The 24,456-nt window shown below is 73.3% G+C and carries 26 protein-coding genes and 1 pseudogene; 11 read left to right on the forward strand and 16 right to left on the reverse strand.

Translation table 11 applies throughout. The annotated features are described in order from the left end of the window. Positions 1 to 43: 43 nt before the first annotated feature. Genes ACIA6T_RS17245 through ACIA6T_RS17255 form a run of 3 tightly spaced genes read right to left on the reverse strand, consistent with a single transcriptional unit; the run spans position 44 to position 3,038 of the window. A complete protein-coding gene (locus ACIA6T_RS17245; protein ID WP_399447310.1) occupies positions 44 to 1,915 on the reverse strand; it encodes a rhamnogalacturonan lyase in 1,872 nt (623 codons plus the stop codon). Positions 1,916 to 1,953: 38 nt separating this feature from the next. After that, positions 1,954 to 2,727 carry a class I SAM-dependent methyltransferase gene (locus tag ACIA6T_RS17250; protein ID WP_399447311.1) on the reverse strand — a complete coding sequence of 258 codons (774 nt, stop codon included), beginning with the start codon at positions 2,725 to 2,727 and terminating at the stop codon, positions 1,954 to 1,956. Between the two features lie 5 nt (positions 2,728 to 2,732). Next, entirely contained in the window at positions 2,733 to 3,038 is a 306-nt protein-coding gene (locus ACIA6T_RS17255; protein WP_399447312.1) for a 4a-hydroxytetrahydrobiopterin dehydratase, read from the reverse strand. Between the two features lie 150 nt (positions 3,039 to 3,188). On the opposite strand from ACIA6T_RS17255, the gene ACIA6T_RS17260 reads away from it, so the two are divergent. Then, positions 3,189 to 4,010 carry a helix-turn-helix domain-containing protein gene (locus ACIA6T_RS17260; protein ID WP_399447313.1) on the forward strand — a complete coding sequence of 274 codons (822 nt, stop codon included), beginning with the start codon at positions 3,189 to 3,191 and terminating at the stop codon, positions 4,008 to 4,010. On the opposite strand, the gene ACIA6T_RS17265 is transcribed toward ACIA6T_RS17260, so the two are convergent. After that, positions 3,992 to 4,417 carry a hypothetical protein gene (locus ACIA6T_RS17265; protein WP_399447314.1) on the reverse strand — a complete coding sequence of 142 codons (426 nt, stop codon included), beginning with the start codon at positions 4,415 to 4,417 and terminating at the stop codon, positions 3,992 to 3,994. The genes ACIA6T_RS17260 and ACIA6T_RS17265 overlap by 19 nt on opposite strands. Before the next feature lie 230 nt (positions 4,418 to 4,647). Between ACIA6T_RS17265 and ACIA6T_RS17270 the strand changes: the two genes are divergently transcribed. Together ACIA6T_RS17270 and ACIA6T_RS17275 are read left to right on the forward strand one after the other, a co-directional pair. Then, a complete protein-coding gene (locus ACIA6T_RS17270; RefSeq protein WP_399447315.1) occupies positions 4,648 to 5,511 on the forward strand; it encodes a helix-turn-helix domain-containing protein in 864 nt (287 codons plus the stop codon). A gap of 56 nt (positions 5,512 to 5,567) precedes the next feature. Next, a complete protein-coding gene (locus tag ACIA6T_RS17275; protein ID WP_399447316.1) occupies positions 5,568 to 6,383 on the forward strand; it encodes an SAM-dependent methyltransferase in 816 nt (271 codons plus the stop codon). A 12-nt stretch (positions 6,384 to 6,395) separates the two neighbouring features. Here the strand turns inward: ACIA6T_RS17275 and dnaK are convergent, their stop codons facing one another. From dnaK to ACIA6T_RS17305, 6 genes and pseudogenes are all read right to left on the reverse strand, one after another. Next, positions 6,396 to 8,270: a molecular chaperone DnaK gene (gene dnaK, locus ACIA6T_RS17280; RefSeq protein ID WP_399447317.1), complete on the reverse strand. Its 1,875-nt coding sequence runs from the start codon at positions 8,268 to 8,270 to the stop codon at positions 6,396 to 6,398. Positions 8,271 to 8,363: 93 nt separating this feature from the next. Next, complete coding sequence (locus tag ACIA6T_RS17285) at positions 8,364 to 9,095, reverse strand: glycerophosphodiester phosphodiesterase family protein (protein ID WP_399447318.1); 732 nt, start codon at positions 9,093 to 9,095, stop codon at positions 8,364 to 8,366. 81 nt (positions 9,096 to 9,176) lie between these two features. Next, positions 9,177 to 9,605 carry an OsmC family protein gene (locus ACIA6T_RS17290; protein WP_399447319.1) on the reverse strand — a complete coding sequence of 143 codons (429 nt, stop codon included), beginning with the start codon at positions 9,603 to 9,605 and terminating at the stop codon, positions 9,177 to 9,179. A 98-nt stretch (positions 9,606 to 9,703) separates the two neighbouring features. Further along, positions 9,704 to 10,291, reverse strand: a pseudogene (locus ACIA6T_RS17295) (hypothetical protein); the annotation flags it as partial. Positions 10,292 to 10,381: 90 nt separating this feature from the next. Beyond that, positions 10,382 to 12,466 (reverse strand): phage holin family protein, encoded by a 2,085-nt coding sequence (locus ACIA6T_RS17300; protein ID WP_399447320.1) that lies wholly within the window; start codon positions 12,464 to 12,466, stop codon positions 10,382 to 10,384. A 91-nt stretch (positions 12,467 to 12,557) separates the two neighbouring features. Next, entirely contained in the window at positions 12,558 to 12,959 is a 402-nt protein-coding gene (locus tag ACIA6T_RS17305; RefSeq protein WP_399447321.1) for a hypothetical protein, read from the reverse strand. Positions 12,960 to 13,043: 84 nt separating this feature from the next. Here ACIA6T_RS17305 and ACIA6T_RS17310 point away from each other — a divergent pair, with 84 nt between their 5' ends. Continuing rightward, positions 13,044 to 13,817 (forward strand): MBL fold metallo-hydrolase, encoded by a 774-nt coding sequence (locus tag ACIA6T_RS17310; protein WP_399447322.1) that lies wholly within the window; start codon positions 13,044 to 13,046, stop codon positions 13,815 to 13,817. Positions 13,818 to 13,864: 47 nt separating this feature from the next. Then, complete coding sequence (locus tag ACIA6T_RS17315) at positions 13,865 to 14,488, forward strand: DedA family protein (protein WP_399447479.1); 624 nt, start codon at positions 13,865 to 13,867, stop codon at positions 14,486 to 14,488. Positions 14,489 to 14,567: 79 nt separating this feature from the next. On the opposite strand, the gene ACIA6T_RS17320 is transcribed toward ACIA6T_RS17315, so the two are convergent. The 4 genes from ACIA6T_RS17320 to ACIA6T_RS17335 form a co-directional block, all read right to left on the reverse strand. Further along, positions 14,568 to 15,815 (reverse strand): aminotransferase class I/II-fold pyridoxal phosphate-dependent enzyme, encoded by a 1,248-nt coding sequence (locus ACIA6T_RS17320; RefSeq protein ID WP_399447323.1) that lies wholly within the window; start codon positions 15,813 to 15,815, stop codon positions 14,568 to 14,570. A gap of 250 nt (positions 15,816 to 16,065) precedes the next feature. Further along, on the reverse strand, positions 16,066 to 16,863 hold the full coding sequence (locus ACIA6T_RS17325; RefSeq protein ID WP_399447324.1) for a hypothetical protein: 798 nt from the start codon (positions 16,861 to 16,863) through the stop codon (positions 16,066 to 16,068). A 141-nt stretch (positions 16,864 to 17,004) separates the two neighbouring features. Then, positions 17,005 to 17,799, reverse strand: a complete 795-nt coding sequence (locus ACIA6T_RS17330) for an RNA polymerase sigma factor SigF (RefSeq protein WP_399447325.1) — start codon at positions 17,797 to 17,799, stop codon at positions 17,005 to 17,007. 297 nt (positions 17,800 to 18,096) lie between these two features. Beyond that, positions 18,097 to 18,237 (reverse strand): hypothetical protein, encoded by a 141-nt coding sequence (locus ACIA6T_RS17335; RefSeq protein WP_399447326.1) that lies wholly within the window; start codon positions 18,235 to 18,237, stop codon positions 18,097 to 18,099. A 160-nt stretch (positions 18,238 to 18,397) separates the two neighbouring features. Between ACIA6T_RS17335 and ACIA6T_RS17340 the strand changes: the two genes are divergently transcribed. From ACIA6T_RS17340 to ACIA6T_RS17350, 3 genes are all read left to right on the forward strand, one after another. Then, a complete protein-coding gene (locus ACIA6T_RS17340; RefSeq protein ID WP_399447327.1) occupies positions 18,398 to 18,790 on the forward strand; it encodes a DUF2795 domain-containing protein in 393 nt (130 codons plus the stop codon). Between the two features lie 72 nt (positions 18,791 to 18,862). Beyond that, a complete protein-coding gene (locus ACIA6T_RS17345; protein ID WP_399447328.1) occupies positions 18,863 to 19,288 on the forward strand; it encodes a CBS domain-containing protein in 426 nt (141 codons plus the stop codon). A 30-nt stretch (positions 19,289 to 19,318) separates the two neighbouring features. Then, positions 19,319 to 19,864: a type 1 glutamine amidotransferase domain-containing protein gene (locus ACIA6T_RS17350; protein WP_399447329.1), complete on the forward strand. Its 546-nt coding sequence runs from the start codon at positions 19,319 to 19,321 to the stop codon at positions 19,862 to 19,864. Positions 19,865 to 19,927: 63 nt separating this feature from the next. On the opposite strand, the gene ACIA6T_RS17355 is transcribed toward ACIA6T_RS17350, so the two are convergent. Continuing rightward, positions 19,928 to 20,215 (reverse strand): DUF6158 family protein, encoded by a 288-nt coding sequence (locus ACIA6T_RS17355; protein WP_344558225.1) that lies wholly within the window; start codon positions 20,213 to 20,215, stop codon positions 19,928 to 19,930. Positions 20,216 to 20,277: 62 nt separating this feature from the next. Between ACIA6T_RS17355 and ACIA6T_RS17360 the strand changes: the two genes are divergently transcribed. Further along, the gene (locus ACIA6T_RS17360) at positions 20,278 to 21,390 is read left to right on the forward strand and encodes a Vms1/Ankzf1 family peptidyl-tRNA hydrolase (RefSeq protein ID WP_399447330.1); all 1,113 of its coding nucleotides are present in this window, start codon (positions 20,278 to 20,280) and stop codon (positions 21,388 to 21,390) included. Positions 21,391 to 21,553: 163 nt separating this feature from the next. Here the strand turns inward: ACIA6T_RS17360 and ACIA6T_RS17365 are convergent, their stop codons facing one another. Next, a complete protein-coding gene (locus ACIA6T_RS17365; RefSeq protein WP_399447331.1) occupies positions 21,554 to 23,173 on the reverse strand; it encodes an ABC-F family ATP-binding cassette domain-containing protein in 1,620 nt (539 codons plus the stop codon). Positions 23,174 to 23,319: 146 nt separating this feature from the next. On the opposite strand from ACIA6T_RS17365, the gene ACIA6T_RS17370 reads away from it, so the two are divergent. After that, positions 23,320 to 24,141 (forward strand): methyltransferase domain-containing protein, encoded by an 822-nt coding sequence (locus tag ACIA6T_RS17370; protein ID WP_399447332.1) that lies wholly within the window; start codon positions 23,320 to 23,322, stop codon positions 24,139 to 24,141. Positions 24,142 to 24,183: 42 nt separating this feature from the next. Beyond that, positions 24,184 to 24,354, forward strand: coding sequence for a hydrophobic protein (locus tag ACIA6T_RS17375; protein WP_073931265.1), 171 nt, complete (start codon positions 24,184 to 24,186; stop codon positions 24,352 to 24,354). Positions 24,355 to 24,456: the final 102 nt, after the last annotated feature.

Here is a 24,456-nt window from a genome sequence, read left to right on the forward strand (position 1 = left end):
TACACCGGTACGGGCGGGCCGGGGTCGTGCTCAGGAGGTCCGCTCAGGGGGTGAAGACCGAGGGCCTGGGCGGGGTGGGCATGCCGGCGCCGATGAAGAAGCCGGTGTGCGGGGGCTGGTTGTAGGCGGTGTTCTGCCAGGCCAGGGACGTGCGGTACAGGGTGTCGTGGAGGAGGGTGGTGACGCGGCGGTCCGTGTCGTGGGGGGTGGAGTAGATGCGCAGGTTCTTGTTGTCGCTGGTGCGCCAGACGACCTCCTCGCGCCAGTCGCCCAGGATGTCACCGGACAGGACCGGGGTGGCCTTGGTGCCGTTGTTCGAGGAGACGCCCGAGCCGGTCAGCAGGCGGGTGTCGGAGGACGTGCCGTACTTGTCGATGTGGGTGCCGTCGAGGAGTTCGCGGACCGGGTCGCCGTCCCACCAGGAGAGGAAGTTGGTGGAGGAGGGCTTGCGGCCCTTGGTGCCGCCGCCCTCGTCACGGATGCTGCCGTCGGAGGAGGACCACATCTCCGGGCCGGAGTTGCCCGAGTAGATGTCCCCCGCGACTCCGCGTCCGTTGTCGCAGCAGGCGGAGAGCTTCCAGCGGACCGCGCCGTTCGAGGGGTTGATGTACAGCGCGGCGGGCTGGCTCGTGGACTCGGAGACCTTGTAGTACTCCAGGCCGGACGTCGACGGGTCGAGGTCACCGAGGTGCTGGGCGTCGCCGTGGCCGGTCCTGGTGGTCCACAGGCCGTTGCCGTTGTCGTCGACGGCCATCGCGCCGTAGACGATCTCGTCCCGGCCGTCGTTGTCGACGTCGCCGACGGAGAGGGCGTGGGAGCCCTGACCGTCGTACCCCTTGCCGCTGTTGCTGGAGGAGTTGGTGTCGAAGGTCCAGCGGCGGGTGAACTGGCCGCCCCGCCAGTCCCAGGCCGCGATCACCGTGCGCGTGTAGTAGCCGCGGGCCATGATCAGGGAGGGGCGGGCGCCGTCCAGGTACGCGGTGCCGGCGAGGAAGCGGTCGACGCGGTTGCCGTAGGAGTCGCCCCAGGAGGAGACCGTGCCGCGGGCCGGGACGTAGTCGACGGTGCCCATCGCCTTGCCGGTCTGCCCGTTGAACATCGTCAGGTACTCGGGGCCGGACAGGATGTACCCGCTGGAGTTGCGGTAATCGGCCGAGGAGCTGCCGATGACCGCTCCGGTGCCGTCCTTCGTGCCGTCGGCGGTCTTCATGGCGACCTCGGCCTTGCCGTCGCCGTCGTAGTCGTACACCTGGAACTGCGTGTAGTGGGCGCCGGAACGGATGTTGCGGCCCAGGTCGACGCGCCACAGCCGGGTGCCGTCCAGCTTGATCCCGTCGACGACGGTGTTGCCGGTGTAGCCGGACTGGGAGTTGTCCTTGGCGTTGGTGGGCTGCCACTTGAGCACGATGTCGAGGGCGCCGTCACCGTCGAGGTCGCCGACGGAGGCGTCGTTGGCCTCGTAGGTGTACGAGACGCCGTCGGGGGTGGTGCCGCCGGACGGAGCGCTGATCGGTACGTCCTTGTAGCCGGCGCGGAACTGGATCGCGTGGACCGAGTCGCCCTGCTCGGTGCCGTTCACCACCGCGCGGACGGTGTAGTCGGCGTGCGAGGGCGCGCCGGAGTGGAAGTAGGTGGTGGATCCGGTGATCGGGCTGGAGTTGACCTTGGTGCCGGCCCGGTAGACGTTGAACGCGACGTCGTCCGGGTCGGTGCCGAGCCAGCGCCAGCTGACCAGGTTGCCGCTGCCGGTGTACACGCTGACGACGCCGCGGTCCAGCTTCTCGACCTGCCGTGCGGTGGCGGCCTCGGCGGGCGCCTCCGACAGCGCGGTCAGACCGGCGCCGGTCAGCGCCGCCACGGCGAGTGCCGCGGGCAGGACGAGACGGCGTCTGCGGTGCCTGTGGGGGTGGGTCACGGGACGGACCTCCTGGGAGGACGGATGGGTTCCGCCCCTCAGTCGCCGCCGGAGCGCCCCAGGTTGCCGTCCTTCCGCTTCCGGTACGCCCGGAGAGTGAACACGGGGTCGGGGCGGGGCCGGTCCTGGTCGGGGAGCTCGGCCAGCCGGGCGGCGAACTCCTCGGCGACCGGTTCGCCCGGCGGCAGGGTGACGAACCAGCCGCGTCGCAGGTCGTCGATGGTGCGGCGGGGGCTGCGGCCCTGCCCGTGCCCCCGGAAGCGGGCCTCCCCCGCGGGCAGCAGACCGTGGGCCGCGGCGCAGGCGTCGACGGCGTCGGGGGCATCGGGGACCGGGCTGCGCGGGCGGGCGGCGAGGACCGCGTCGATGTCGCTGCCGACGTTGTGCGAGGCACCCTTGTGGACGGTGGTGACGTACACCCCGCCGGGCCGCAGCACGCGGGCGCACTCGGCGACGACCGCCCGTACGTCCTCGGGCCCCGGCATCAGGTGCAGCAGCCACACACTGGCCACGGCGTCGAACCGGGCGTCCCCGAAGGGCAGCCGGCGGCTGTCGGCGCGGACCACCGCGCCCGGCAGACGGGCGACGGCCATCCGGGTCATCGACGGGGAGAGATCGGCACCCGTCACCCGCAGCCCGGCGCGGGCGGCGGCCAGCCGCCGGGTCACGATGCCGGTGCCGCACGCCACGTCCAGCAGCTCCCGCGCCGGCTCCGGTACGAGGCTCAGCACGGCCTCCGCGGCGGCCGCCGCGCGGGGTTCCCCGCCGCGCAGGACGTCGTACCGTTCCGCTTCCTCGTCGTAGTCCAGCACGCGCCTCAGTGTGCACCGTGGCCGGGGGCCAGGTCCTCCACCCTGCGGGCGAGCTCGAAATCCTTCTCGGTGACGGCGCCACCCGCACTGTGGGTGTGCACGGACAGGGCCACGGTGTCGTAGCCGAGGGTGAGGTCGGAGTGGTGGTCGAGCTCCTCCTGCACCTGGGCGATGTGGACGACCATCGCCGTGGCCGCGAAGTGCGAGCCGAGCCGGTAGGAGCGGGTGAGCCGGTCGCCGTCGAGCGACCAGCCCGGCAGTCCGGCCAGCCGGTCCTCGGTCTCCTCCTGCGACAGCGGTTCGACGGGCATGGGCTGCGCTCCTTCGCCGGTTCGGATCCCGTGATCCCGTGATCCCGTGATCTCGTGCAGGACTCCCAGGCTGCCACAGAAGACCCCCCGGGGCCCTGGCCGGAAGCGGGCGGCTCCCCGGTACGGCCGTTTCTCGATTACCGTCCTGGCATGACCACTGTCACGTCCGGTACCGCTTCCCGCACCGGGGGCGTGGGCCCGCTGCTGCGCGCCTGGCGGGAGCAGCGGCGGGTCAGCCAGCTGGAGCTGGCCCTGCGCGCCGATTCCTCCGCCCGGCACATCAGCTTCATCGAGACCGGCCGCTCCCGGCCCAGCGAGGAGATGGTGCTGCGGCTGGCCGAGCACCTGGACGTGCCGATGCGGGAGCGCAACGCGCTGCTGCTGGCGGCCGGTTACGCGCCGCACTACCCGGAGACCCCGCTGGACGATCCCGCGCTGGAGGTGGTGCGCGACGGCATCGAGCGGCTGATCAGCGGGTTCGAGCCGTATCCGGCGCTGGTGGTGGACGCGATGTACGACGTCGTGGCGGCCAACCGGGGGGTCATGGCGCTGTTCGACGGCGTCCCCCAGGCGCTGCTGACGCCGCCGCTGAACGCGGTGCGGCTCACCCTGCACCCGCAGGGGCTGGCGCCACGGATCCGGAATCTGCGGGAGTGGCGCGGGCACCTGCTGGAGCAGATGCGGCGGCACATCGCCCTGCACCGCTCGGAGCGGCTGCGGGCGCTGTACGACGAGGTGGCGGCGTTCCCCGTACCGGAGGACCCCGCCGGCCGGCCGGCGGAACCGGCCGAGCCGGTGGCGTACTTCGCGCTGCCGATGGTGATCGAGCACGAGGGGCGGACGCTGTCGTTCGTGTCGTCGATCTCCACGTTCAACACGCCCATGGACGTGACCGTCGCCGAGCTGGCCGTGGAGACCCTGCTCCCGGCGGACCCGGCGACGGCCAAGTACCTTCAGACGTGGCTGAGCTGACGCTCTCTCAGCGCCATGTGCTGGAGCAGGGCGAAGCCCGCCACGGTGAGCGCCTGGAGGACCGTCCACACCGCGCCCGCCGCGGTCGGGGTGAGCCACAGCGCGAGGGCGGCGAGACTCACCGCCGTCCAGGCGAGGTTGGCCTCGACGACGATCCGCACGCCGGGGGCGGGCGGGTGCGGGCGGGCGGCCAGCAGGCCCACGCCGGCCGCGTACACGGCGAGGAACGCGCCGAGCCCCAGCAGCAGACCGGAACCGGCCCCGAGGAACCGGCCGAGCGGCCCGGAGAGGGCGAGGTAGGCGACGGCGTTGGCACCGGTCACCACGGCGTCGAGGGCCAGGAAACGGCGCAGCATCCGCTGCGGCTCCACGGTCCGGGCGAGCACGGCGAGCTGGGTCGCGGACATGACGCATCATCCTCCGTCGGGGTCGGTTGCCGGGTCCCGGGCCGGAGTGCGCCGGCCCGGAACCCGTTGCGTCCACGATCCCGTGCGGGCGGGGCCGGGTCGATTACCTCTCAGGTCATGCGGCGAGGCCCTGAGGACCAGTGGAACAGGGCGGTCACCTGCGACTCGTGAGAGTGTCGGAAGAACATGACAGACTGAGCGCATGCCCGGGCGCGTTGGGGAGGCGTGGCGTGAGTGAGCGGCGGGCCGCACCCACCGTGGGCCAGGTGGTTCTGGGAAGGCGGCTGCAGGAACTGAGGGAGGCGGCGGGCCTCTCACGGGAGGAGGCCGCCCGCATCCTGCGGGTGGCGCCCGCGACCGTACGGCGGATGGAGACCGCCGAGGTCGCGCTGAAGATCCCGTACGTCCAGCTGCTGCTGAGCGCCTACGGGGTGCCCGAGGGCGAGTCCGCCGCGTTCGTCGAGCTCGCCGAGGAGGCGAACCGGCCGGGCTGGTGGCAGCGGTACGGCGACGTGCTGCCCGAGTGGTTCAGCATGTACGTGAGCCTGGAGGGCGCCGCCCGTATCATCCGCTCCTACGAGCCGCACTTCGTGCCGGGGCTGCTGCAGACCGAGGGGTACGCGCGTGCCGTGCTGGAGGCCGGGACGATCGGGAACATCGGGCCCGAAGTGGTCGAGCGGCACGTGGCGCTGCGCCTGGAGCGCCAGCGGCTGCTGGAGCGCCCCGATCCGCCGCACCTGTGGGTGCTGATGGAGGAGACGGTGCTGCGGCGTCCGGTGAGCGTCGACGGCCGGGTGATGCGCGACCAGCTCGACAAGCTCCTGGAGTGGTCCGCGCGGGACCGGATCACGTTGCAGATCGCCGAGTTCGCGGACGGTCCGCACCCGGGGACGTACGCGCCGTTCTCGCTGTTCCGGTTCGCCGAGCCGGAGCTGCCGGACATGGTGTTCACCGAGTATCTGACCGGTGCCCTGTACCTGGACTCCCGCAAGGAGGTGTCGGCGCATCTGGAGGTCCTGGACCACATGACGGCGCGGGCGGCCTCGACACAGCGCACCGAGAAACTGCTGCGGGAGTGCCGCGAGCACTACTGAGCCGCGCGCCCGAGCAGGCCTTCGCACCTTTTCGACCCACGAGGAGAAGACCGCCCATGACCGGATCCGACACCGCGCCCGTCCGCATCGACACCAGCCGGCCGCATCCGGCCCGGGTCTACGACTGGTGGCTCGGCGGCAAGGACAACTACCCGGTCGACGAGGAGCTGGCGCGGAGGATCCTCGCGGCGGACGGCACGGTGTTACGCGGGGCGCGGGCCAACCGCCGGTTCATGCACCGGGCCGTGCGCACCGTCGCCGAGGCGGGGACACGCCAGTTCCTGGACATCGGCACGGGCATCCCCACGGAGCCCAATCTGCACCAGGTGGCGCAGGGCGTCGCCGCGGAGTCCCGCGTGGTGTACGCGGACAACGACCCGATCGTGCTGCGGCACGCCGAGGCGCTGCTGCACGGCACCGCCGAGGGCAGCACGCGGTACGTGCACGCCGATGTGCGGGACGCGGACACGCTGCTGCGCCGGGCCGCCGAGTCGCTGGACCTCGGCCGGCCCGTGGCGCTGTCGCTGGTCGCACTGACCCACTACCTGGACGACGATCCGGACGGCGACGACGTGTACGGCCTGCTGGAGCGGTACACGGCCGCGCTCGCGCCGGGCAGCTACCTGATCCTCTCCCAGGTCACGCCCGATCTGAGCCCCGAGGCCGTCGGGCAGGCCGCCGAGCACTTCCGGCGCGGCGGTACGCCCTTCCACCCGCGCTCGCTGGCCGCGTTCTCCCGCTTCTTCACCGGGCTCGAGCTGCTGGGCCCGGGGGTGATCCCGGTGCACGGGTGGCGTCCGGAGGCGGAGGACGTGGCGGCGCAGGCGGAGGGCATCGTGCCGGTGTACGCGGGGGTCGCCCGCAAGCCCTGACCCGTACGGCGGTCAGGCCGCGCCGTTCTCCCGCCGGCCGGTGTCCTTGTCGTCGTCGACGATCTCCGCGTCGACGACGCCGTCGTCGTCCTGCGGCGAGGTGTGCTGCTCGGTGCCCTCCGAGGGGGTCTGCTGGGCCTGCGCGTACATCGCCTGGCCCATCTTCTGGCTGACGGAGGCGAGTTTCTCGACGGCGGCGCGCAGTCCGGCGGTGTCGGAGGACTGCTGCTCCAGCAGCCGCTTCACCTCCGTGACGGCCGACTCGACCTCGGACCTGGTCTCGCCGGGCACCTTGTCGCTGTTGTCCCGCAGGAACCGTTCGGTCTGGTAGACGAGTTGTTCGGCCTGGTTGCGGGTCTCGGCGGCCTCGCGGCGGTTGTGGTCCTCCTCGGCGTACTGCTCGGCCTCGCGCATCATGCGGTCGATGTCGTCCTTGGGGAGGGCCGATCCGCCGGTGACGGTCATCTTCTGTTCGCGTCCGGTGGCGAGGTCCTTGGCGGAGACGTGCATGATCCCGTTGGCGTCGATGTCGAAGGCCACCTCGATCTGCGGGACGCCGCGCGGGGCCGGGGGCAGACCGGTGAGGTCGAAGACGCCGAGCTTCTTGTTGTAGGCGGCGATCTCGCGTTCGCCCTGGTAGACCTGGATGCCGACCGAGGGCTGGTTGTCGGTGGCGGTGGTGAAGATCTCCGAACGCCGGGTGGGGATCGTGGTGTTGCGTTCGATCAGCCTGGTCATGATGCCGCCCTTGGTCTCGATGCCCAGGGACAGCGGGGTGACGTCGAGGAGGAGCACGTCCTTGACGTCGCCGCGCAGGACACCCGCCTGGAGGGCGGCGCCGAGGGCCACGACCTCGTCGGGGTTGACGCCCTTGTGCGGCTCCTTGCCGGTGAGTTCGCGGACCAGGTCGGTGACGGCGGGCATCCGGGTGGAGCCGCCGACCAGGATGACGTGGTCGATCGCGGAGAGCTGCACGCCGGCGTCCTTGACGGCCTGGTGGAAGGGCTTCTTGCAGCGCTCCAGGAGGTCCTCGGTGAGTTCCTGGAACTGGGCGCGGGTGAGCTTCTCGTCGAGGTGCAGGGGGCCTTCGGCGGAGGCGGTGATGTAGGGCAGGTTGACGGTGGTCTCCGACGCGGAGGACAGTTCGATCTTCGCCTTCTCGGCGGCCTCCCGCAGCCGCTGCACCGCCATCTTGTCCTGCGCCAGGTCGACGCCGTACTGCCCCTTGAAGCGTTTGGCGAGGTACTCCACGACGCGCTGGTCCCAGTCGTCGCCGCCGAGGTGGGTGTCGCCGTTGGTGGCCTTGACCTCGATGACGCCCTCGCCCATGTCGAGCAGCGAGACGTCGAAGGTGCCGCCGCCCAGGTCGAAGACGAGGACGGTCTGGTCGTTCTCCTTGTCCAGGCCGTACGCGAGGGCCGCCGCCGTGGGCTCGTTGATGATCCTGAGCACCTTCAGGCCGGCGATCTCCCCGGCCTCCTTGGTGGCCTGCCGCTGGGTGTCGTCGAAGTACGCCGGTACGGTGATGACCGCGTCGGTGACGTCCTCGCCGAGGTAGGACTCGGCGTCCCGGCGCAGCTTCTGCAGCACCCGGGCGGACAGTTCCTGCGCCGTGTAGCGGGTGCCGTCGACGGAGCCCTGCTCGGGGAACCGCCAGTGCGCGTCGCCCATGTACCGCTTGACCGAGCGGGCGGTGCGTTCGACGTTCGTCACGGCCTGCCGTTTGGCGACCTCGCCGACCAGCACCTCGCCGTTCTTGGCGAAGGCCACCACCGAGGGGGTGGTCCGGGCGCCCTCCGCGTTGGCGATGACGGTGGGCTCACCGCCCTCCAGCACGGCCACCACCGAGTTCGTGGTTCCCAGGTCGATTCCGACCGCACGTCCCATCGCTGTCCCCTTCCGCCAGGGCACCTCTCCGGACTTCCAGCACAAAACTTGAGCGGCCCGTTGTCAATAGTTTGAGCGGATGGTTGTCAACGGTCAACGGGAGGAGTGATCCCGCAGGGCCACGGCACGGCGGGGCCGGTCGGTGATCAGCACGTCCACGCGCGGATCACCGAGGAAGCCGCGCAGCGCCGTGTCCTCGTTGACCGTCCACACCATGGTGAACAGTCTGTTGCGCGCCGCCTCGCGCAGCACGCCGGCGCGGGCCAGGCGCCAGTGCACGGCGACGCCGTGGGCGCCGCAGGCGCGGACGCGGCGCATGGGCAGCAGCTCGCCGATCCGGGTCCGCACCAGCCGGCCGCGGGCGATGTCCTTGCCGTCCCGGCCGAGGGACAGCACGGTGCGCACCCGCGGGCGGGCGGCGGTGAGGGCGGCGACGGAGCGGTCCTCGAGGGTGGTGGCGACGAGTCCGTCCTCGCCGAGCAGGGCGACCGCGCGGTCGATCAGCTCCCGTTCGTGGCCGGTCTCCTTGAGGTCCAGATGGGCGACGAGTTTCCCGGCGACCAGCGCCATCACCTCGTCCACGACGGGCACGGGGTGTCCGGCGCGGTCGTTCAGCTCGGCGTGGGTGAGCGTGGACAGCGGCGGGCCGGTGCCGCGTACGCGGGGGTCGTGGTGGACGACGAAGACCCCGTCCGCCGTGCGCCGTACGTCGAACTCGGCGTACTCCGCGCCGGACGCGAGCGCGTCCTCGTACGCCTCGAGGGTCGCCGGGGCGGCGCGCTCGGAGCCTCCCCGGTGGGCGGAGACGGCGGGACGTGGCGTCATGGTGGTGCGGCTCCGGGAGGGGACGTGCCGCAGGCCGCCCCGGAAGGGAGCGGCCTGCGGTGGTGCGGCGCGGCGAGCGGGTCAGGCGAGCTTCGCCGTCAGGGTGATGTTCGTGCCCTTCAGCGCCTGGCTGACGGGGCAGTTCACCTTGGCGTCCTCGGCGGCGGCGACGAACCCGGCCTCGTCCAGGCCGGGGACGGTGCCCTCGACGGTGAGGTGGATGCCGGTGATGCCCTCACCGGGCACGAAGGTGACGTCGGCGGAGGTCGTCAGCTTGGTCGGCGGGGTGCCGGCCTTGTCGAGACCGTTGGACAGGGCCATCGAGAAGCAGCTGGAGTGCGCGGCGGCGATCAGCTCCTCGGGACTGGTCTTCCCGTTCGCCTCCTCGGCCCGCGACGCCCAGGTGACCGGCTGCTCGGCGATGCTGCCGGAGGAGTCGAAGGCGACGACCCCGCTGCCCTTGAACAGGTTGCCTTCCCAAACGGTGTGTGCGGAGCGCGTGGCTGCCATGACGCATCCTTTCGAAAATGTCCGGCCGTGTGTCCGGCGGTGCTCGGTCCGGGCGCCCGGATCACCGGGTGCCCGCCCCCATCCGATCACATCACGGCTCAACTCACCCGGAAGACGGGCCCCCTCGCGGTGAACGGCGGTCGCGCGCCCCGCGGGATGAGGTAGGCGTGCTCGCGCCGGACCCGCGGCACGTCGCACCAGCCGTCGGTGATGACGAGGACCGGCGCGGTGGGCGGGAAGTCGTCGGCGCGCTGGAGGAGGTCGATGCCGGGCTGCGGGACGGTGCCGCCCCGGCCGCGCGCCCGCGCCCTCCCCCAGAGCCCGAAGGGTCTGGGAGGTGCCCCCATGGCGATCCCGGTGACCGGTACGTACCCCGCGTCGTGCGGTGCCGCGTCGCAGAACACCACGCGGGCGGCCGGTACGTCGCGGGCCCCGGCGCAGGAGGCGATGGCGCCGAGCGCCTTGCCGAGCAGGACCCGGTTCATGGAGCCGGAGGTGTCCAGGACGACGCCGAAGGTGCGGCGGGCGATCTCCTCGGGCGGGAAACGGCGTCCCGCGCGGGGGATGTCGGGGGTGGACGCCTGGCGCCGGGAGGGACGCGCGTACGGCCGGAGCGGTTCGGGGCGGGGCACGAACTCGTCGAACCAGCGGGCGAGCCGGGCGTCCCAGGGCACCGGCGGATGGCTGGTCGGCCCCGCCGGGCGCGGGCGAGGGTCTCGACGACCCGGTGGCCCGGCGGTGGAACCCGTCGGGAGACCCGTGCCGGGCCGGCTCGCTCAGGCCGCGCGCTCCTGGTCCGGGACCGCGGGCGATTCCGCCTCGTCCGACTCGGTCAGCCAGCGGCGCAGCACCCGGTGGATCTGCTCGGCGCCGGTGAGGTCCGCTCCGTCGTGGACCGGTGCGGACAGGGTGAGCGGGGACAGCAGGAACGGGCGGGACTGGGCGCCGCCGAGGCCGCCGTGGGAGCCGATCTGCTCCTCGAAGGCGAGGACCTCTCCGTCGGCGGGGTCGTGGAAGGAGTTGACCATGATGTCGGCGGTGTGCGGGAAGGTGTGGGTGCGGCGCACGACGTCGGCGGCGCCGGGGCCGAACGCGGCCAGCGGGCCGGGGTCGTCGTCCAGCTCGTCCAGCGGTATCTCCGCGCCGTACGCGCCGAGGACGACCCCGCCGTGGCGTTCGCTGCGGACGAGGAGGAAGCCGATGCCGGGGTGGTTGGCGAGGGTCGCAAGCAGCGCGGGGTGGCGGGCGTCGATCTCCTCCTTGGTCATCCGGTGCGGCACGTCCGGGAAGGAGACCAGGCCCAGGTTGCCGGAGGCGAGCACGACGGGTTCGGAGCCACGCGAGGGGCGGTAGTGCTCGGTGCCCTCCTCGACGGGGCGGCGCAGCGCCGCCCGGACGGCCGCGCGGGCCTCGGCGCCGCTGTGGGTGCGCCGGGCGCGACGCGGCACGGGCAGTCCGCAGCCGGCCCGCACCAGGTCGCCGAGGGGGAGGCCGTAGCGGGAGCGGAAGGTCTCGCCGGGGCTCTGCCCGTGGTCGGAGAGGACGACGATCCGGTAGGGGCGGGGGGCGTGCTCGGCGACGTTCTCGATCAGGGCGAGGGCGCGGTCGAGGCGCTGGAGGACCTTGTCGGTGTCCCGGCTGGTGGGCCCGGAGTGGTGGGCGACCTCGTCGTAGGCGACCAGGTCGGCGTAGACGGCGGTGCGGCCGGCCAGCAGGTCGCCCGTCACGGCGGCGACGACGACGTCCCGTTCGACGACGGTCGCGAAGGCCCGTACGAACGGGTAGAGCCCGCCGCGCGAGACGCGCGGGCGCTGCTCCCGGAACCGGGCCCGGGTGGACTGGCCGATCTCCCGGCCCACCTCGGCGACGAAGGACAGCGCGGTGCGCACGGCGTTGGCGGGGTCGGAGAAGTAGGCGAAGTAGCCCGCGCGGGAGCGGGCCGCCGGGCCGCGGCGGCGGGTGGCGATGGAGAGCACCAGGGCCTGTTCGTCGGCGCCGCCGCTGAAGAGGTTGCCGCGGCTGGCGCCGTCGGTGGCGAGCAGTCCCGCGTGGCCGGAGTACTCGATGGCGCGGGCCTGGAGTTCGGCGGCGCTGGTGGGCCGGTTGCAGACCATGACCTCGCGGCGGGCCTTCTCGTACCAGCGGAAGGCGGGCACGTCGTGGTTGCTGCCGTGCAGGATGCCGAGCTGGCTGGCGCCGGTCTGGCTGGACCAGTCGGTGCGCCAGGGCGTGAGGCGGTGGGAGGGGCGGTCGCCGCCGGTGCCGGTGCCGAGCCAGCGGGCGACGGTGGGCATGAGTCCCTTGTCGACGGCGGCCAGCAGCACGTCGTGGCCGACTCCGTCGAGTTGCAGGAACACGGTGCCGGGGGTGGCCGGGCAGGGCGGGGCGGAGCCCCGTCTGCGGTCGGCGAGGCGGTAGAGGCGGCGGCGGTAGGCGTCGTCGTCGCGTACGGCCAGGGCGGCGCCCGTGGCGGAGGCGACGGCGGACATCACGGCGGCGACCACGACCGCCGTCTCCGGTGCGGCGGCGCCGCGCTCGACCGGTGTGACGTGCAGCGCCAGCCACAGCAGGGCGCCGTTGAGGAAGAACACCAGCAGGCCCAGGACGAGCGCCGGCACGAGCAGCAGCAGACGCACCAGCAGCGGCCAGACCAGGGCGGACATCAGACCGAAGGCGCCGGCGCCGAAGGCGGCGGTGACCGCGATGTCGGTGGCGCTGTCACCGTCGGCCGAGCGCAGCCGGAAGTCGGGCAGGATGCCCGCGAGCAGCAGCATGGTGAGCGTGGAGACCGCCCACACCGCGACACTCCGCCCGATCTGACTGGCGACCCGTCGCCACCGCCCGCCACCCACGCCCCGCACACCTCACGTCCCGGCCGACCTGGCCCGTCTCCACCCTGTCACAACGGCCGGACGGGACGTTTCGTCCCCGGTCGTACGGACCGTCCGCGGCTCAGCGGCCGTCGTACCCGGCCGTCGGCAGCGACAGCCGCCGGTGCACGCGGGCCTTCATCTCCGCGTCGTACGGCGGTTCCGCGCGGCCGACCGTCTCCACGCGCACCCCGCGCCGCGCGCACTCCTGCCTGAACTCCTCCACGGAGGACAGCGCGCGTTCCAGTACCCGCGGACTGGGCGCCACGAACAGATCGGCCCCGGGCCGCACTCCGTCCCACAGCGCGCCGTGATCGGGCCGCAGTCCCCGTACGAGGAGTTCCCGGACCACCACGTAGCCGTGCTCGGCGGCCCAGCGGGCGCACATGGCGTGCTGACCGCGGGAGTCCACCAGGAAGGGATCGGCGTCCAGCTCCTCCAGCGGTGTCAGACTCGCGATCGCCGTCACCCGCACCGGCCCCATGGTGTCCCCCTCACCTCAGGTTTTCGCCGCCGACCCTACTCCTGCGCGTAGGCTTCGGGGAGTCGCGCGAAGGGGGCGGAAGAGGTGCCGGTGGAGGTCACCTGGTGGGGTCACGCCACCTGCACGGTCGAGGACTCGCACACCCGTGTGCTCACCGACCCCCTGTTCGCCCGCCGGCTCGCGCATCTGCGGCGCCGGCGCGGTGCGGTGCCGCCGGCCGAGGCCCGGCAGGCGGACGTGGCCCTGGTCTCCCATCTGCACGCCGACCATCTGCACATACCGTCGCTGGCCCGGCTCGCCCCGGGTACGCGCCTGCTCGTGCCCCGGGGCGCGCCACGCGCGGTGCCGGGGCTGCGCCGGCTCACGCATCTGTGCGTGAGCGAGGTGGCGCCCGGCGATGTGGCGAGGGTCGGCGGCCTGGTCGTACGGGCCGTGCCCGCGCGGCACGACGGGCGGCGACTGCCGGTCGGGCCGCACCGCTCCCCCGCCCTCGGCTATGTCCTGGAGGGCGAGGCGCGGACGTACTTCGCCGGGGACACCGGTCTGTTCGACGAGATGGCCAAGGAGGTCGGGCCGGTCGACGTGGCGCTGCTCCCGGTGGGCGGCTGGGGTCCGTACCTGGGCGAGCACCATCTGGACGCGGGGCGCGCGGCCGAGGCGCTGGCCCGGCTGGGGGCGTCCAGCGCGGTGCCGGTGCACTACGGCACGTACTGGCCGATCGGGATGGACGCCGTGCGCCCGCACGAGTTCCACGCGCCGGGGCACGAGTTCGAGCGGCAGGCGGCCCGGCACGCGCCCGGCGCGTCGGTGCACCGGCTGGAGCACGGGGAGCGCGTGCGCCTGGAAGTCGCGCGGTGATCCTTCCCGCCGCCCTGGGCCGGGCGGCCGGCGCGTCCCTGTCGTCGGTGGCCGCGTCGGCCTCCGTACCGGCCGTGGCACCCGGGTTCACCCAGCAGGCCGTCGGCTACCCCTCGCTGTTCCTGCTGGTGCTGATCGGCGCGCTGGTGCCGGTGGTGCCGACGGGCGCGCTGGTCAGTTCGGCGGCCGTGGTCGCCTTCCACCGGGCGGCGCCGTTCTCGATGGCGCTGGTGTTCGTGACGGCGTCCCTGGCGGCGTTCCTCGGGGACATCGCGCTGTACTGGCTGGGGCGGCGCGGGATGAAGTCGAAGAACGGCTCCCGCTGGCTGGAGGCGATCCGGGAGCGCGCCCCGGAGGACCGGCTGGCGCAGGCGCAGCGGAAGCTCGCCGGCCACGGGGTGGCGGTGCTGGTGCTGTCCCGGCTGATCCCGGCCGGGCGGCTGCCGGTGATGCTGGCCTGTCTGGTCGCGAAGTGGCCGATGCGGCGCTTCGTGCGGGGCAATCTGCCGGCCTGTCTGGCCTGGGCGGCGACGTACCAGCTGATCGGGGTGCTCGGCGGTTCGCTGTTCGACCAGCCGTGGCAGGGCGTGCTGGCGGCGGTCGTGCTGACGGTGCTGATCAGTGTGGCCCCGGGTCTGTGGCGGCGGATGCGGGGGACGGCGGCGGGGTGAGCCGGTCCCGGTGACGTCAGGATCCGGTGACATCAGGATCCGGGGGTGGCCGTCCTCACGGTCGTTCCGGGGTGCGGCGTCATCGGGGGGACTCCCGTCGCCGGGCGCCGTCGCGGAGTTCGTCGAAGACCGTTGTCAGCCGGGTCAACGCGCTTCGCACCTGCGGCAGTTCCAGGGGCGCGGGTGAACCCAGGCCTTCCGCGCGCAGTTCGGCGGTGTCACCCAGCAGGGGGGCGGTGGACAGCCGTACGCGCGGTGCTTCGAGGTCGTCGCCGAAGCGGTGGCCGCCCGGTGCGGGCATGCCGAGCCGGGTGGTGAGGAAGTCCTCCAGTTCCTGGGCGTCACCGACGCCGTGCGCGTGGAGCGCGGGGGCCAGGGGGGTGAGGTCGACGTACAGGTGCCGGCCGCAGCGGGGTGGCCGGGCGAGGGCGCCCGCGGCGACGACGGCGTGGTGCGCGGCGGCGGCCACGCGCGCGTGCAGGCGTACGGTGTCGGCGACGCGCGCGGTGACCGGTTCGGGTTCGGACAGCGCGTACACCGCCGCGGCGGCGACGGGGGAGGCGACGCGCGCGTCGAGCGCGGTGAGCACGTCGAGCACGCGCGCGTGGAGCGCGTTCCCGTCCTCGCCGGCCGGGAAGCGGGCCACCGCCGCCGGCCAGCCCGGCGGGAGCAGGGCGCCGGCCAGGTCGGTGACGACGGTGACCCGGTCGGGCAGCATCTCGGCGGGGCTGAGCAGCACGGTGTCGTGCGGGTCGTGCAGGGTGTCGCGCCAGGTCTCGTCGCTGACCAGGTGCAGCCCCTCGCCGGCGGCGGCCTCCAGGGTCTCGTGCAGCAGCTCGGGCGGGGTGACGCCGGCGGTGGGGTCGTCGGCGACGGAGAGCACCAGCAGGCGCGGGTCGCCGCCCTCGGCCCGCAGCCGCCGCACGGTCTCCAGCAGGGCGTACGGGTCGGGGACGCCGCCGCTCTCGGCGGGGGCCGGCACATGGAAGGCGGGGCGGCCGAGCAGGCGGGCGTAGGGAGCCCACCAGGCGGCGCAGGGCCGGGGCACCAGGACGTCGCCGCCGAGGGCGGCGGTCAGCGCCACCAGCAGGGCGGGGGCGCCGGGGGCGACGGCCACCCGGTCGGGGGCGGCGGGCAGTCCGCGTCGGTCGCCGTGGCCGCAGGCCGCGTCCAGCAGGGCGGGCCCGCCGCCGACCGGTTCGGCGCCGGCGCGGGAGGCCGCGGCGGCGAGTACGGCGGACAGCTCGGGCAGGACGGGCAGCCCGTCCTCGGGGAGCGCCGGCCCGAACCGGACGGGGCCGTGGCCTTCCGGGTCCGTCCGCCGCATCCCTACCTCCGCGCGGTTCCCCGGCGCCGTGCCCGGCGCCGGCTCGTGTTCCAGGGCCTGTCGTCACATCCCCGCCGTCCGCCCGGAGGGCGGGCCCGGCGGCGTCCGGTGCGCGTATGGAGAGAGCGCGTGCCGGGCGTCGCCGGGCGGGCGGGGACTTGACGACGGGCCCAAGCCAGTCAGTACCCAGCGTGCCGCGTGCCATGGGTGCCGGGTGGATCGCGCCGTTCACACGAGGGGGCGGCCGGTGTCAGCCGTCCGCGCGGGTGGTGCGGGCGCGGTACACGCGGTGCGCGGCGGCGCCGAACGCGCCCGCGATCAGCAGCCCGCCCGCGGCCAGCGCGGGCACGGAGTCGGTGAAGGCACCGCCCGCGCCGGCGTGGACGCCCTGGTGCGCGGGGGCGGTGGGGCAGGGGGTGCCTTCCGACCCGGTGGGCTTGGGCTCGGGGGGCTTGGACGCGGTGGGCCTGGGCCTCAGGGCCTCCGGGTCGGCGGGTCCGCTCTCCTGGGGAGCGGGAATCTCCGCCCCGAAACCGGGTCCGGCGTCGGCATCGGTGCCGAACTCGGCATCGAGCCCGGCATCGAACTCGGCGTCCGGTCCGGCATCGGCCTCGGCGTCGGCATCGGTGCCGAACTCGGCGTCCGGTCCGGCGTCGAGCTCGGCTTCGGATTCGTCCAGCACCGTGCTCCTCGGTACGACCGCCTCGGACCCGGCAGATCCGCTCTCCTGCGGAGCGGGAATCTCCGCCCCGAAACCGGATCCGGCATCGGCATCGGTGCCGAACTCGGCGTCCGGTCCGGCGTCGAACTCCGCTTCGGGCTCGTCCGGCGCCGTGCTCCTCGGTACGACCGCCTCGGGCCCGGCGGGTCCGAGGGCGGCGTCCGGTTCCCACGCGTGCCCCTCCGGCCGCGGGCAGGGCGAGGGGGAGGTGGTGCCCCAGGAGGCCCGGTCGTCCAGAACGGTGCCCGCCGACGCGGCCGGTGCGAGCGCCGCGAGGGCGGCACCGGCGGCGGCGGCGAGGGACAGGGCACGGGCGGTGCGGCGCATGGTGCGGGCTCCTTCGAGCGACGGCGGGGGCACGGCGTCCGGTCACGCCCCACAGCCATCACAGCCCCATCTCCGCCGTACCGCTCGCCGCCGGACACCATTGGCGGGACCGGGCGCACCCGAGCGGGTGAAGGACCCGCGCTACTCCTCCCCGTCCCCCATGACCTGTTCCCGTACCCGGCCGCAGCAGCGGCTGATCAGGCGGGAGACGTGCATCTGCGAGATGCCCAGCTCCTCGGCGATGCTGCTCTGCGTCATGTCGCCGAAGAACCTCATGTAGAGGATGGCCCGCTCCCGCTCGGGCAGCGCGGCCAGCCGTTCCTTGACGGCCTCGCGGTCGACCACGGTGTCCAGCGCCGGGTCGGGCGCGCCGAGTGCGTCGCCGAGCGAGTAGCCGTCGTCGCTGCCGGGCAGCTCGGCGTCGAGGGACAGCGCGGAGAAGCTCTCCAGCGCCTCCTGTCCGGTACGGACGTCCTCCTCGCTCAGATCGGCGTGCTCGGCGATCTCGGCCACGGTCGGCCGGCGGCCGGAGGTGGTCTGGGACAGGTCCTGGGAGGCGTGCCGGACGCGGTTGCGCAGGTCCTGGACCCGACGCGGTACGTGCAGGGTCCACATGTGGTCGCGGAAGTGCCGTTTGATCTCGCCGGTGACGGTCGGCACGGCGTAGCTCTCGAACGCGTTGCCGAGCTCGGGATCGTACCGGTCGACGGCCTTGACCAGGCCGAGCGCGGCGACCTGGCGCAGGTCGTCGAAGCTCTCGCCGCGGCTGCGGAAGCGTCCGGCGAGGCGGTCGGCCATGGGCAGCCACGCCTCGACGATCTCGTCACGGAGCGCGTCCCGCTCCGGCCCCGGGGGCAGTGCGGCGAGCCTGTGGAAGGCGGCCGCGGTGTCGGGGGCGTCGTCGTGCGGGTGTTTCGCGGTCGCTCGGGTCGGCATGGTGCGTCGCAGCTCCCTCGGGGGCCGGGTCCTGTCGTCACGTTCCCGCCGCCCGCACGAAGGGCGGGTCCGGCGGCCTGCGATCGCAGGGCGCCGGAGTGCCCTCGACGGGCTCCTCGTGGCGGAATGGGTGCCGGACGCCGCCGGGCGGACGGGAATGCGACGACAAGACCTGGGGGACGGACGGTCACCGTGGCGAGCGCGCCGGTCGGGGAACAGGTGCGCCCGGAGCGGCGCGACACCGCCTCCACGGGCGTGCCTCCTGTCCGAAGCACTGGGGGTGCGCCTGCCCCCGCTTCACCGTCCCAAACCCCCCAACCGGGTTTCGGGCGGATCGGCCTCGGGCGGTGCGGGCGGGAGCACGAAATCCTCGTAGCGGCCCAGCATCAGGATCACGCCGAGCATGAGTGGCGGGATGAGCACGGCGAGCACCGCCATGGCCTGTCCTTTCCGGGAGGCACGTGGGGGGCGTCGGGATGCGGGTCTCCCGCCCTCCGGCGGCCAAACCCCGGCCCGCGACGATCCGGCACCCGAACTCCCGTGTCGCCCTCCGCTCCCCGGGTACGCGGTGCGCACCCCGAAGGATCTGGAGGGAGACATGCAGCGAGGCAGCGACCGGCTCAACGTCCACCGCGACGACGAGATGAAGCACGAACTGCAGGGTCTGCTGCGGTCCGGGCACCCCACCCGCACCGAGGAGTGGCACGACCCGGAGCCGTTCGCCGACGACGACCCCGAGGTCGCGCGCGGCCCGGTGACACCGGGCCGCGGCCCGACGTCACTGGAGTCGGTGCGGCTGGAACTGGCCAGGATCCTGGGCCGCGGGGCGTTCCCCGCGGGCCCGCGCGAGCTGATGCGCGCCCTGGACCGGCGGTACGCGCCCGACGTCCTCATCGAGGCGTTGGAGCGGCTGCCGCGCCAGGCCCGCTACAACAGCGTCCAGGAGCTGGCCGAGGCGCTGACCCGGTCCCGGGAGACGGAGACCGCGTAACCGGCCCGTCCGGGGCACCGCGGCCGGTCCGCGGTGCCCCGGCGGCCGGGACCGACAGGGAGGGCCTCGGTCATGGCCGAGTTCGTCAAGGACGTGATGGCTCCGGGCGTGGTCGCCGTACGCCCGGACGCCTCGATCGTCGAGGCGGCGCGGCTGATGCGCACCCAGAACATCGGCGACGTGGTGGTGGCGGACGGGCAGCGGGTCGTCGGCGTGCTCACCGACCGCGACATCACGGTCCGCGCGGTCGCCCGGGGCGCGGATCCGCTCGGGACGAGCGCGGGGTCGGTGTGCACGCCGGACCCGTTGACGCTCGCCCCGGACGATCCGGTGTCCTCGGCCGTCGCCCTGATGCGGGAGCACGCGATACGCCGGATCCCGGTGGTCGAGGGCGGACTGCCGGTCGGGCTGGTGAGTCTCGGCGATCTGGCCGAGGCGCGGGAGCCCGGCTCGGCGCCGGCCGACATCAGCCGCGCGGAACCGGACGGGAAGAACTGAACGAGCGGAACGAAGGGACGTAGTGCCATCATGCGAATCGCATTCCTGACCGCGCCCGAGGGCGTCGAGCAGGTGGAGCTGACCGAGCCGTGGCAGGCGGCCGTGGACGCCGGTCACGAAGCCGTGCTCGTGTCGACGGGCCCCGGGAAGATCCAGGCGTTCAACCATCTCGACAAGGCGGACACCTTCCCCGTGCAGGAGGTCGTCGGCGAGACGTCGGCGGACTCCTTCGGCGGGCTGGTGCTGCCGGGCGGGGTGGCCAACCCGGACTTCCTGCGCATGGACGACAAGGCCGTCGCGTTCGTGCGGGACTTCTTCGAACAGGGCCGGCCGGTCGCCGCGATCTGTCACGCCCCCTGGACCCTCGTCGAGGCCGACGTCGTCCGGGGCCGGGTGCTGACCAGCTGGCCCAGCCTGCGGACGGACCTCCGCAACGCCGGCGCCACCTGGGTCGACGAGCAGGTGAAGGTCTGCGACCACGGACCGAACAAACTGGTCACCAGCCGCAAGCCGGACGATCTGAAGGCCTTCTGCCAGACGTACCTCGAGGTGTTCGGGGCCGAGCAGACCTCGTAAGGGGCCGAGGAGGCCCCGTAAGCGGTCCGAGGAGGCCCCCCGTAAGCGGTCCGAGGCCCGGGATCAGGTGCCCGGAGTCGTGGGTGTCGTGGTGTCCGCGGCGCCCCGCTCCCGGGCACCTTCGCGTGTGCGGCCCGCGGCCACCGGGCGGCGCGGGTTGCGGCGCAGGTACTCGCCCTCCAGCTGCGCCATCCGCTCGTTGTGGACGCGCAGCGCGTCGTTGGAGCCGTACAGCAGTGTGTCGTGGCGCGTGCGGTGGATGGTCTCCAGCTCCTTCATGAGCTGCTGGTCGTCCAGGCGGTCAGGCTCGACTCCGGTCATCGTGGTGCCCCGCTCGTCGTGTGTGTCCATGCGGTCCGGGTACCCGCCCGACCGGTACAGGCACTACCCCGAACGGCAACCGGGAGGGAGCCATGGAACTCGCTTTCCTGCATCCACTCTACGAACGTCCCGGCCCCTGGGCCTCCGTCTACGTCGACACCTCCCGGCACACGGAGCACACCCCTCAGGAACGGCAGCTGACGGCCCAGGCGATGGCCCGGGAGCTGGCCGGCCAGGGCGCGGACGAGGCGACCTGCCGGGCGGTGCGCCGCGCGCTGGAGGATCTGCGGCACTCCACCGAACCGCACGGCCGCGCGCTGTTCGCCCGGGACGGCGAGGTGGTGCTCGACCCGCCGCTGGCCCGGTCCCCACAGCGCGACTGGGCCCAGTGGGCGCCGCTGCCCCGGGTCGCGCCGCTGCTGGAGCTGGCCGGCGAGGACCCCGTGTGCATCGTCGCGTACGTCGACCGCAGGGGCGCGGACTTCGAACTGCGCAGCGCGCTCGGCCGGGACGACGCCGGCGGTGTCACCGGGCGGCAGTGGCCGCTGCACCGGACCGGTTCCGTCGACTGGTCGGAGCGCCACTTCCAGCTGCGGGTGGAGAACACCTGGGAGCACAACGCCGCGGAGATCGCCGACGCGCTCGCCGTCTGCCACGAGGAGACGGGCGCCGATCTGCTGATCCTGGTCGGTGACGACCGTGAGCAGCGTTCCGTGCGCGAACGGCTGCCGCAGCGGCTGCACGACCTGGTGGTCGAGGCGTCGCGCGGGGCCGGCAGCAGGCTGCTCGACGAGGACGTGGAGCGGATCCGCGCGGAGCACGTCCACGACCGGGCCGCGGCGGAACTGGAGCGGTTCCTCGCCGCCCGCAGTCCCGACGACGAGGGACGCGCGAGTGCCGTGGAGGGTGTGCCGGCGCTGGTCGAGGCCGCGCGCGAGCACCGGATCGACGAGCTGCTGATCCGGCCGGACTCCGCCGACGCGCACCGTGAGGTGTGGATCGGTGAGGATCCGGACCAGCTGGCGGTGCGGCGTACGGAGCTGAAGGTGCTCGGTGAGCAGAACTCCTGGTCGGCGCGGGCGGACGACGCGCTGATCCGGTCGGCGGTCGCGACGGACGCGCCCGCGCTGTCGGTGGCCGCGGCGCCGGGGGTGGGTGACGACGCGCCGGTCGGCGGGCTGGGGGCGTTGCTGCGCTGGAAGTGATCCGGGGGTGCGCGAGTTCTTTCTTCGCCCCCGCCGCCCCTTCCCTTCCCTTCCCTTCCCTTCCCTGGGGGCTCCGCCCCAGACCCCCTTCGCGCCCGCGCGGCGGAGCCGCATGTCGGTACAGCCCCGCGCCCCTCACAGTGCGGCCCCGTGCCCCTTCGGGTCAGCGCGCCCGCTCCACCCGGCGTTCGTCCCACACCGGTTCGGGGGTCTCCCGGACCCTGCCGTCGCTGCCGAAGACCAGGAAGCGGTCGAAGGAGCGGGCGAACCAGCGGTCGTGGGTGACGGCGAGGACCGTTCCCTCGAAGCCCTCCAGGCCCTCCTGGAGGGCTTCGGCCGATTCCAGGTCGAGGTTGTCGGTCGGCTCGTCGAGGAGCAGGGCCGTGACGCCCTGGAGTTCCAGCAGCAGGATCTGGAAGCGGGCCTGCTGACCGCCGGAGAGCCGGTCGAAGGTCTGCTCGGCCTGCTGGGTCAGTTCGTACCGGCGCAGCCGTGACATGGCGGCGCCCCGGTCCTGGGAGTGTTCGCTCCACAGGATGTCCAGCAGGGTGCGGCCCAGCAGTTCGGGGTGGGCGTGGGTCTGCGCGAAGTGTCCGGGCAGCACGCGCGCGCCGAGTCTCCAGTTCCCGGTGTGGGCCACGCCGTCGCCGGCGAGCAGGCGCAGGAAGTGCGACTTGCCGGAGCCGTTGGAGCCGAGCACGGCGACCCGTTCGCCGTAGAAGACCTCCAGGTCGAAGGGTTTCATCAGGCCGGTGAGTTCGAGCCCCTCGCAGGTGACGGCGCGCACACCGGTACGGCCGCCCTTCAGACGCATCCTGATGTCCTGCTCGCGCGGGGGCTCCGGCGGGGGTCCGGCCTCCTCGAACTTGCGCAGCCTGGTCTGGGCGGCGCGGTAGCGGGACGCCATGTCGGGGCTGTTCTCGGCGGCCTGGCGCAGCGTCAGGACCAGCTTCTTCAACTGGGCGTGCTTCTCGTCCCAGCGGCGGCGCAGTTCCTCGAAGCGGGCGAAGCGTTCCCGGCGGGCCTGGTGGAAGGTGGCGAAGCCGCCGCCGTGCACCCACGCGTCGGCGCCCGCGGGGCCCGGTTCCAGGGAGACGATCTTCCGGGCGGCGCGGGCGAGGAGTTCGCGGTCGTGGGAGACGAAGAGGACGGTCTTGCGGGTCTCGGCGAGCCGTTCCTCCAGCCAGCGCTTGCCGGGTACGTCGAGGTAGTTGTCCGGCTCGTCGAGCAGCAGCACCTCGTCGGTGCCGCGCAGCAGCGCCTCGAGGACCAGTCGCTTCTGTTCGCCCCCGGAGAGGGTGCGGACCTCGCGCCACTGCGCCTTCTCGTACGACACGCCCAGCGCGGCCGTGGTGCAGATGTCCCACAGCGTCTCGGCCTCGTACCCGCGCGCCTCGGCCCAGTCGGCGAGGGCCTGCGCGTACGCCAGCTGGGCGGCCTCGTCGTCGACCGTCATGATCGCGTGTTCGGCGGCGTCGACGGCGCGGGCGGCCTCGCGGATCCTGGGCTGCGCCACGGACACCAGCAGGTCCCGTACGGTCGTGGCGTCCCGTACGGAGCCGACGAACTGGCGCATGACGCCGAGGCCGCCGGTGACGGTGACGGAGCCGCCGTGCGGCTTCAGCTCGCCGTCGAGGAGGCGCAGCAGGGTGGTCTTGCCCGCGCCGTTGGGTCCGACGAGGGCCACCACGGCCCCCTCCCCCACCCGGAAGGAGACATCGCCCAGCAGCGCCCTCCCGTCGGGGAGGTAGTACTCGAGGTGCGCGGCTTCCAGATGACCCATGGTGGGGATTGTGCGGGGTCGTCGGCGCAGGTGGCAAACGGGTTTCGACCGGAATGGCGTCCACGATGTGAAACGCGGGTCTCATCATGCGGTTGGCGGGCGTAGCGTGAGGGACCTCCTACGAGAGTGGAAGGGGTGGGTTCGTCATGCCGGAAGCGCGGGAGACCGCCGTCTACACGCATGGCCACCACGAGTCGGTGCTGCGGTCGCACACCTGGCGGACCGCCGAGAACTCGGCGGCGTATCTCCTCGGGGTGCTCAAGCCCCATACGCGGATCCTGGACATCGGGTGCGGGCCCGGCACCATCACCGCGGATCTGGCGGGGCTCGTTCCCGACGGGCACGTCACCGGTCTCGACCGGGAGCCGGGGGTCCTGGAGCAGGCCCGGGCGGTGGCCGGCGAACGGGGGCTGACGAACACGGGCTTCACGGTGGGGGACGTGCACGCGCTGGACTTCCCGGACGACACGTTCTGTGTGGTCCACGCCCATCAGGTGCTCCAGCACGTGGGTGACCCGGTGGGGGCGCTGCGCGAGATGCGGCGGGTGACCAGGCCGGGCGGGTTCGTCGCCGTCCGGGACTCGGACTACGCGGCGATGACCTGGTATCCCCTGTCGGCGGGCATGGACGACTGGCTGGACCTCTACCGACGGGTGGCCCGGGCCAACGGGGGCGAGCCGGACGCCGGGCGGCGGCTGAAGTCCTGGGCGCTCGCCGCGGGTTTCACGGACGTCACCGCGACCTCCGGCACCTGGACCTTCTCGACTCCCGGGGAGCGGGCCTGGTGGAGCGGACTGTGGGCGGACCGCACCGTGGCGTCGGCCTATGCCGAGCGGGCGGTCGACGGCGGCCACGCCACCCGGCAGCAGTTGCGGGAAGTGGCCGGGGCGTGGCGGGAATGGGGCGAACGGGACGACGGCTGGTTCAGCGTGCTGCACGGTGAAATCCTCTGCCGCAAGGAAGCCTGAACCGCGTTTTCCGGGACATCAGGATGCCAGGAGGTTGACATTATGGTTCCCATTCTTCTGGTCCTGCTGCTGGCGCTGATCCTTTTCGGCGCCGGATTCGCGGTAAAGGTTCTCTGGTGGATCGCCCTGGCGGTTCTGATCGTATGGCTCCTGGGATTCTTCATGCGCAGTACGTCGGCGGGCGGGGGCAGGGGCCGCTGGTACCGGTGGTGAGATGACGGGAAATCCCCGGGACCCCTCGGTCCCGGGGATCTTTCGTGCCGGAACCCGGTCCCGGGGATCTTTCGTGCCGGAACCCGGTCCCGGGGATTTCCC

This window comes from Streptomyces sp. NPDC051740 (assembly GCF_044453165.1).
Lineage (GTDB): Bacteria > Actinomycetota > Actinomycetes > Streptomycetales > Streptomycetaceae > Streptomyces > Streptomyces atrovirens.

Bases quoted from the DNA above. Each gene is read 5' to 3' on its own strand.
- ACIA6T_RS17260 (WP_399447313.1), top strand. From the start codon at position 3,189: ATGACCACTGTCACGTCCGGTACCGCTTCCCGCACCGGGGGCGTGGGC.
- ACIA6T_RS17370 (WP_399447332.1), top strand. From the start codon at position 23,320: ATGCCGGAAGCGCGGGAGACCGCCGTCTACACGCATGGCCACCACGAG.
- ACIA6T_RS17365 (WP_399447331.1), bottom strand. From the start codon at position 23,173: ATGGGTCATCTGGAAGCCGCGCACCTCGAGTACTACCTCCCCGACGGG.
- dnaK (WP_399447317.1), bottom strand. From the start codon at position 8,270: ATGGGACGTGCGGTCGGAATCGACCTGGGAACCACGAACTCGGTGGTG.
- ACIA6T_RS17290 (WP_399447319.1), bottom strand. From the start codon at position 9,605: ATGGCAGCCACGCGCTCCGCACACACCGTTTGGGAAGGCAACCTGTTC.
- ACIA6T_RS17325 (WP_399447324.1), bottom strand. From the start codon at position 16,863: ATGCGCCGCACCGCCCGTGCCCTGTCCCTCGCCGCCGCCGCCGGTGCC.
- ACIA6T_RS17330 (WP_399447325.1), bottom strand. From the start codon at position 17,799: ATGCCGACCCGAGCGACCGCGAAACACCCGCACGACGACGCCCCCGAC.
- ACIA6T_RS17340 (WP_399447327.1), top strand. From the start codon at position 18,398: ATGCAGCGAGGCAGCGACCGGCTCAACGTCCACCGCGACGACGAGATG.
- ACIA6T_RS17360 (WP_399447330.1), top strand. From the start codon at position 20,278: ATGGAACTCGCTTTCCTGCATCCACTCTACGAACGTCCCGGCCCCTGG.
- ACIA6T_RS17345 (WP_399447328.1), top strand. From the start codon at position 18,863: ATGGCCGAGTTCGTCAAGGACGTGATGGCTCCGGGCGTGGTCGCCGTA.
- ACIA6T_RS17350 (WP_399447329.1), top strand. From the start codon at position 19,319: ATGCGAATCGCATTCCTGACCGCGCCCGAGGGCGTCGAGCAGGTGGAG.
- ACIA6T_RS17305 (WP_399447321.1), bottom strand. From the start codon at position 12,959: ATGGGGCCGGTGCGGGTGACGGCGATCGCGAGTCTGACACCGCTGGAG.
- ACIA6T_RS17285 (WP_399447318.1), bottom strand. From the start codon at position 9,095: ATGACGCCACGTCCCGCCGTCTCCGCCCACCGGGGAGGCTCCGAGCGC.
- ACIA6T_RS17255 (WP_399447312.1), bottom strand. From the start codon at position 3,038: ATGCCCGTCGAACCGCTGTCGCAGGAGGAGACCGAGGACCGGCTGGCC.
- ACIA6T_RS17355 (WP_344558225.1), bottom strand. From the start codon at position 20,215: ATGGACACACACGACGAGCGGGGCACCACGATGACCGGAGTCGAGCCT.
- ACIA6T_RS17335 (WP_399447326.1), bottom strand. From the start codon at position 18,237: ATGGCGGTGCTCGCCGTGCTCATCCCGCCACTCATGCTCGGCGTGATC.
- ACIA6T_RS17375 (WP_073931265.1), top strand. From the start codon at position 24,184: ATGGTTCCCATTCTTCTGGTCCTGCTGCTGGCGCTGATCCTTTTCGGC.
- ACIA6T_RS17320 (WP_399447323.1), bottom strand. From the start codon at position 15,815: ATGCGGCGGACGGACCCGGAAGGCCACGGCCCCGTCCGGTTCGGGCCG.
- ACIA6T_RS17275 (WP_399447316.1), top strand. From the start codon at position 5,568: ATGACCGGATCCGACACCGCGCCCGTCCGCATCGACACCAGCCGGCCG.
- ACIA6T_RS17265 (WP_399447314.1), bottom strand. From the start codon at position 4,417: ATGTCCGCGACCCAGCTCGCCGTGCTCGCCCGGACCGTGGAGCCGCAG.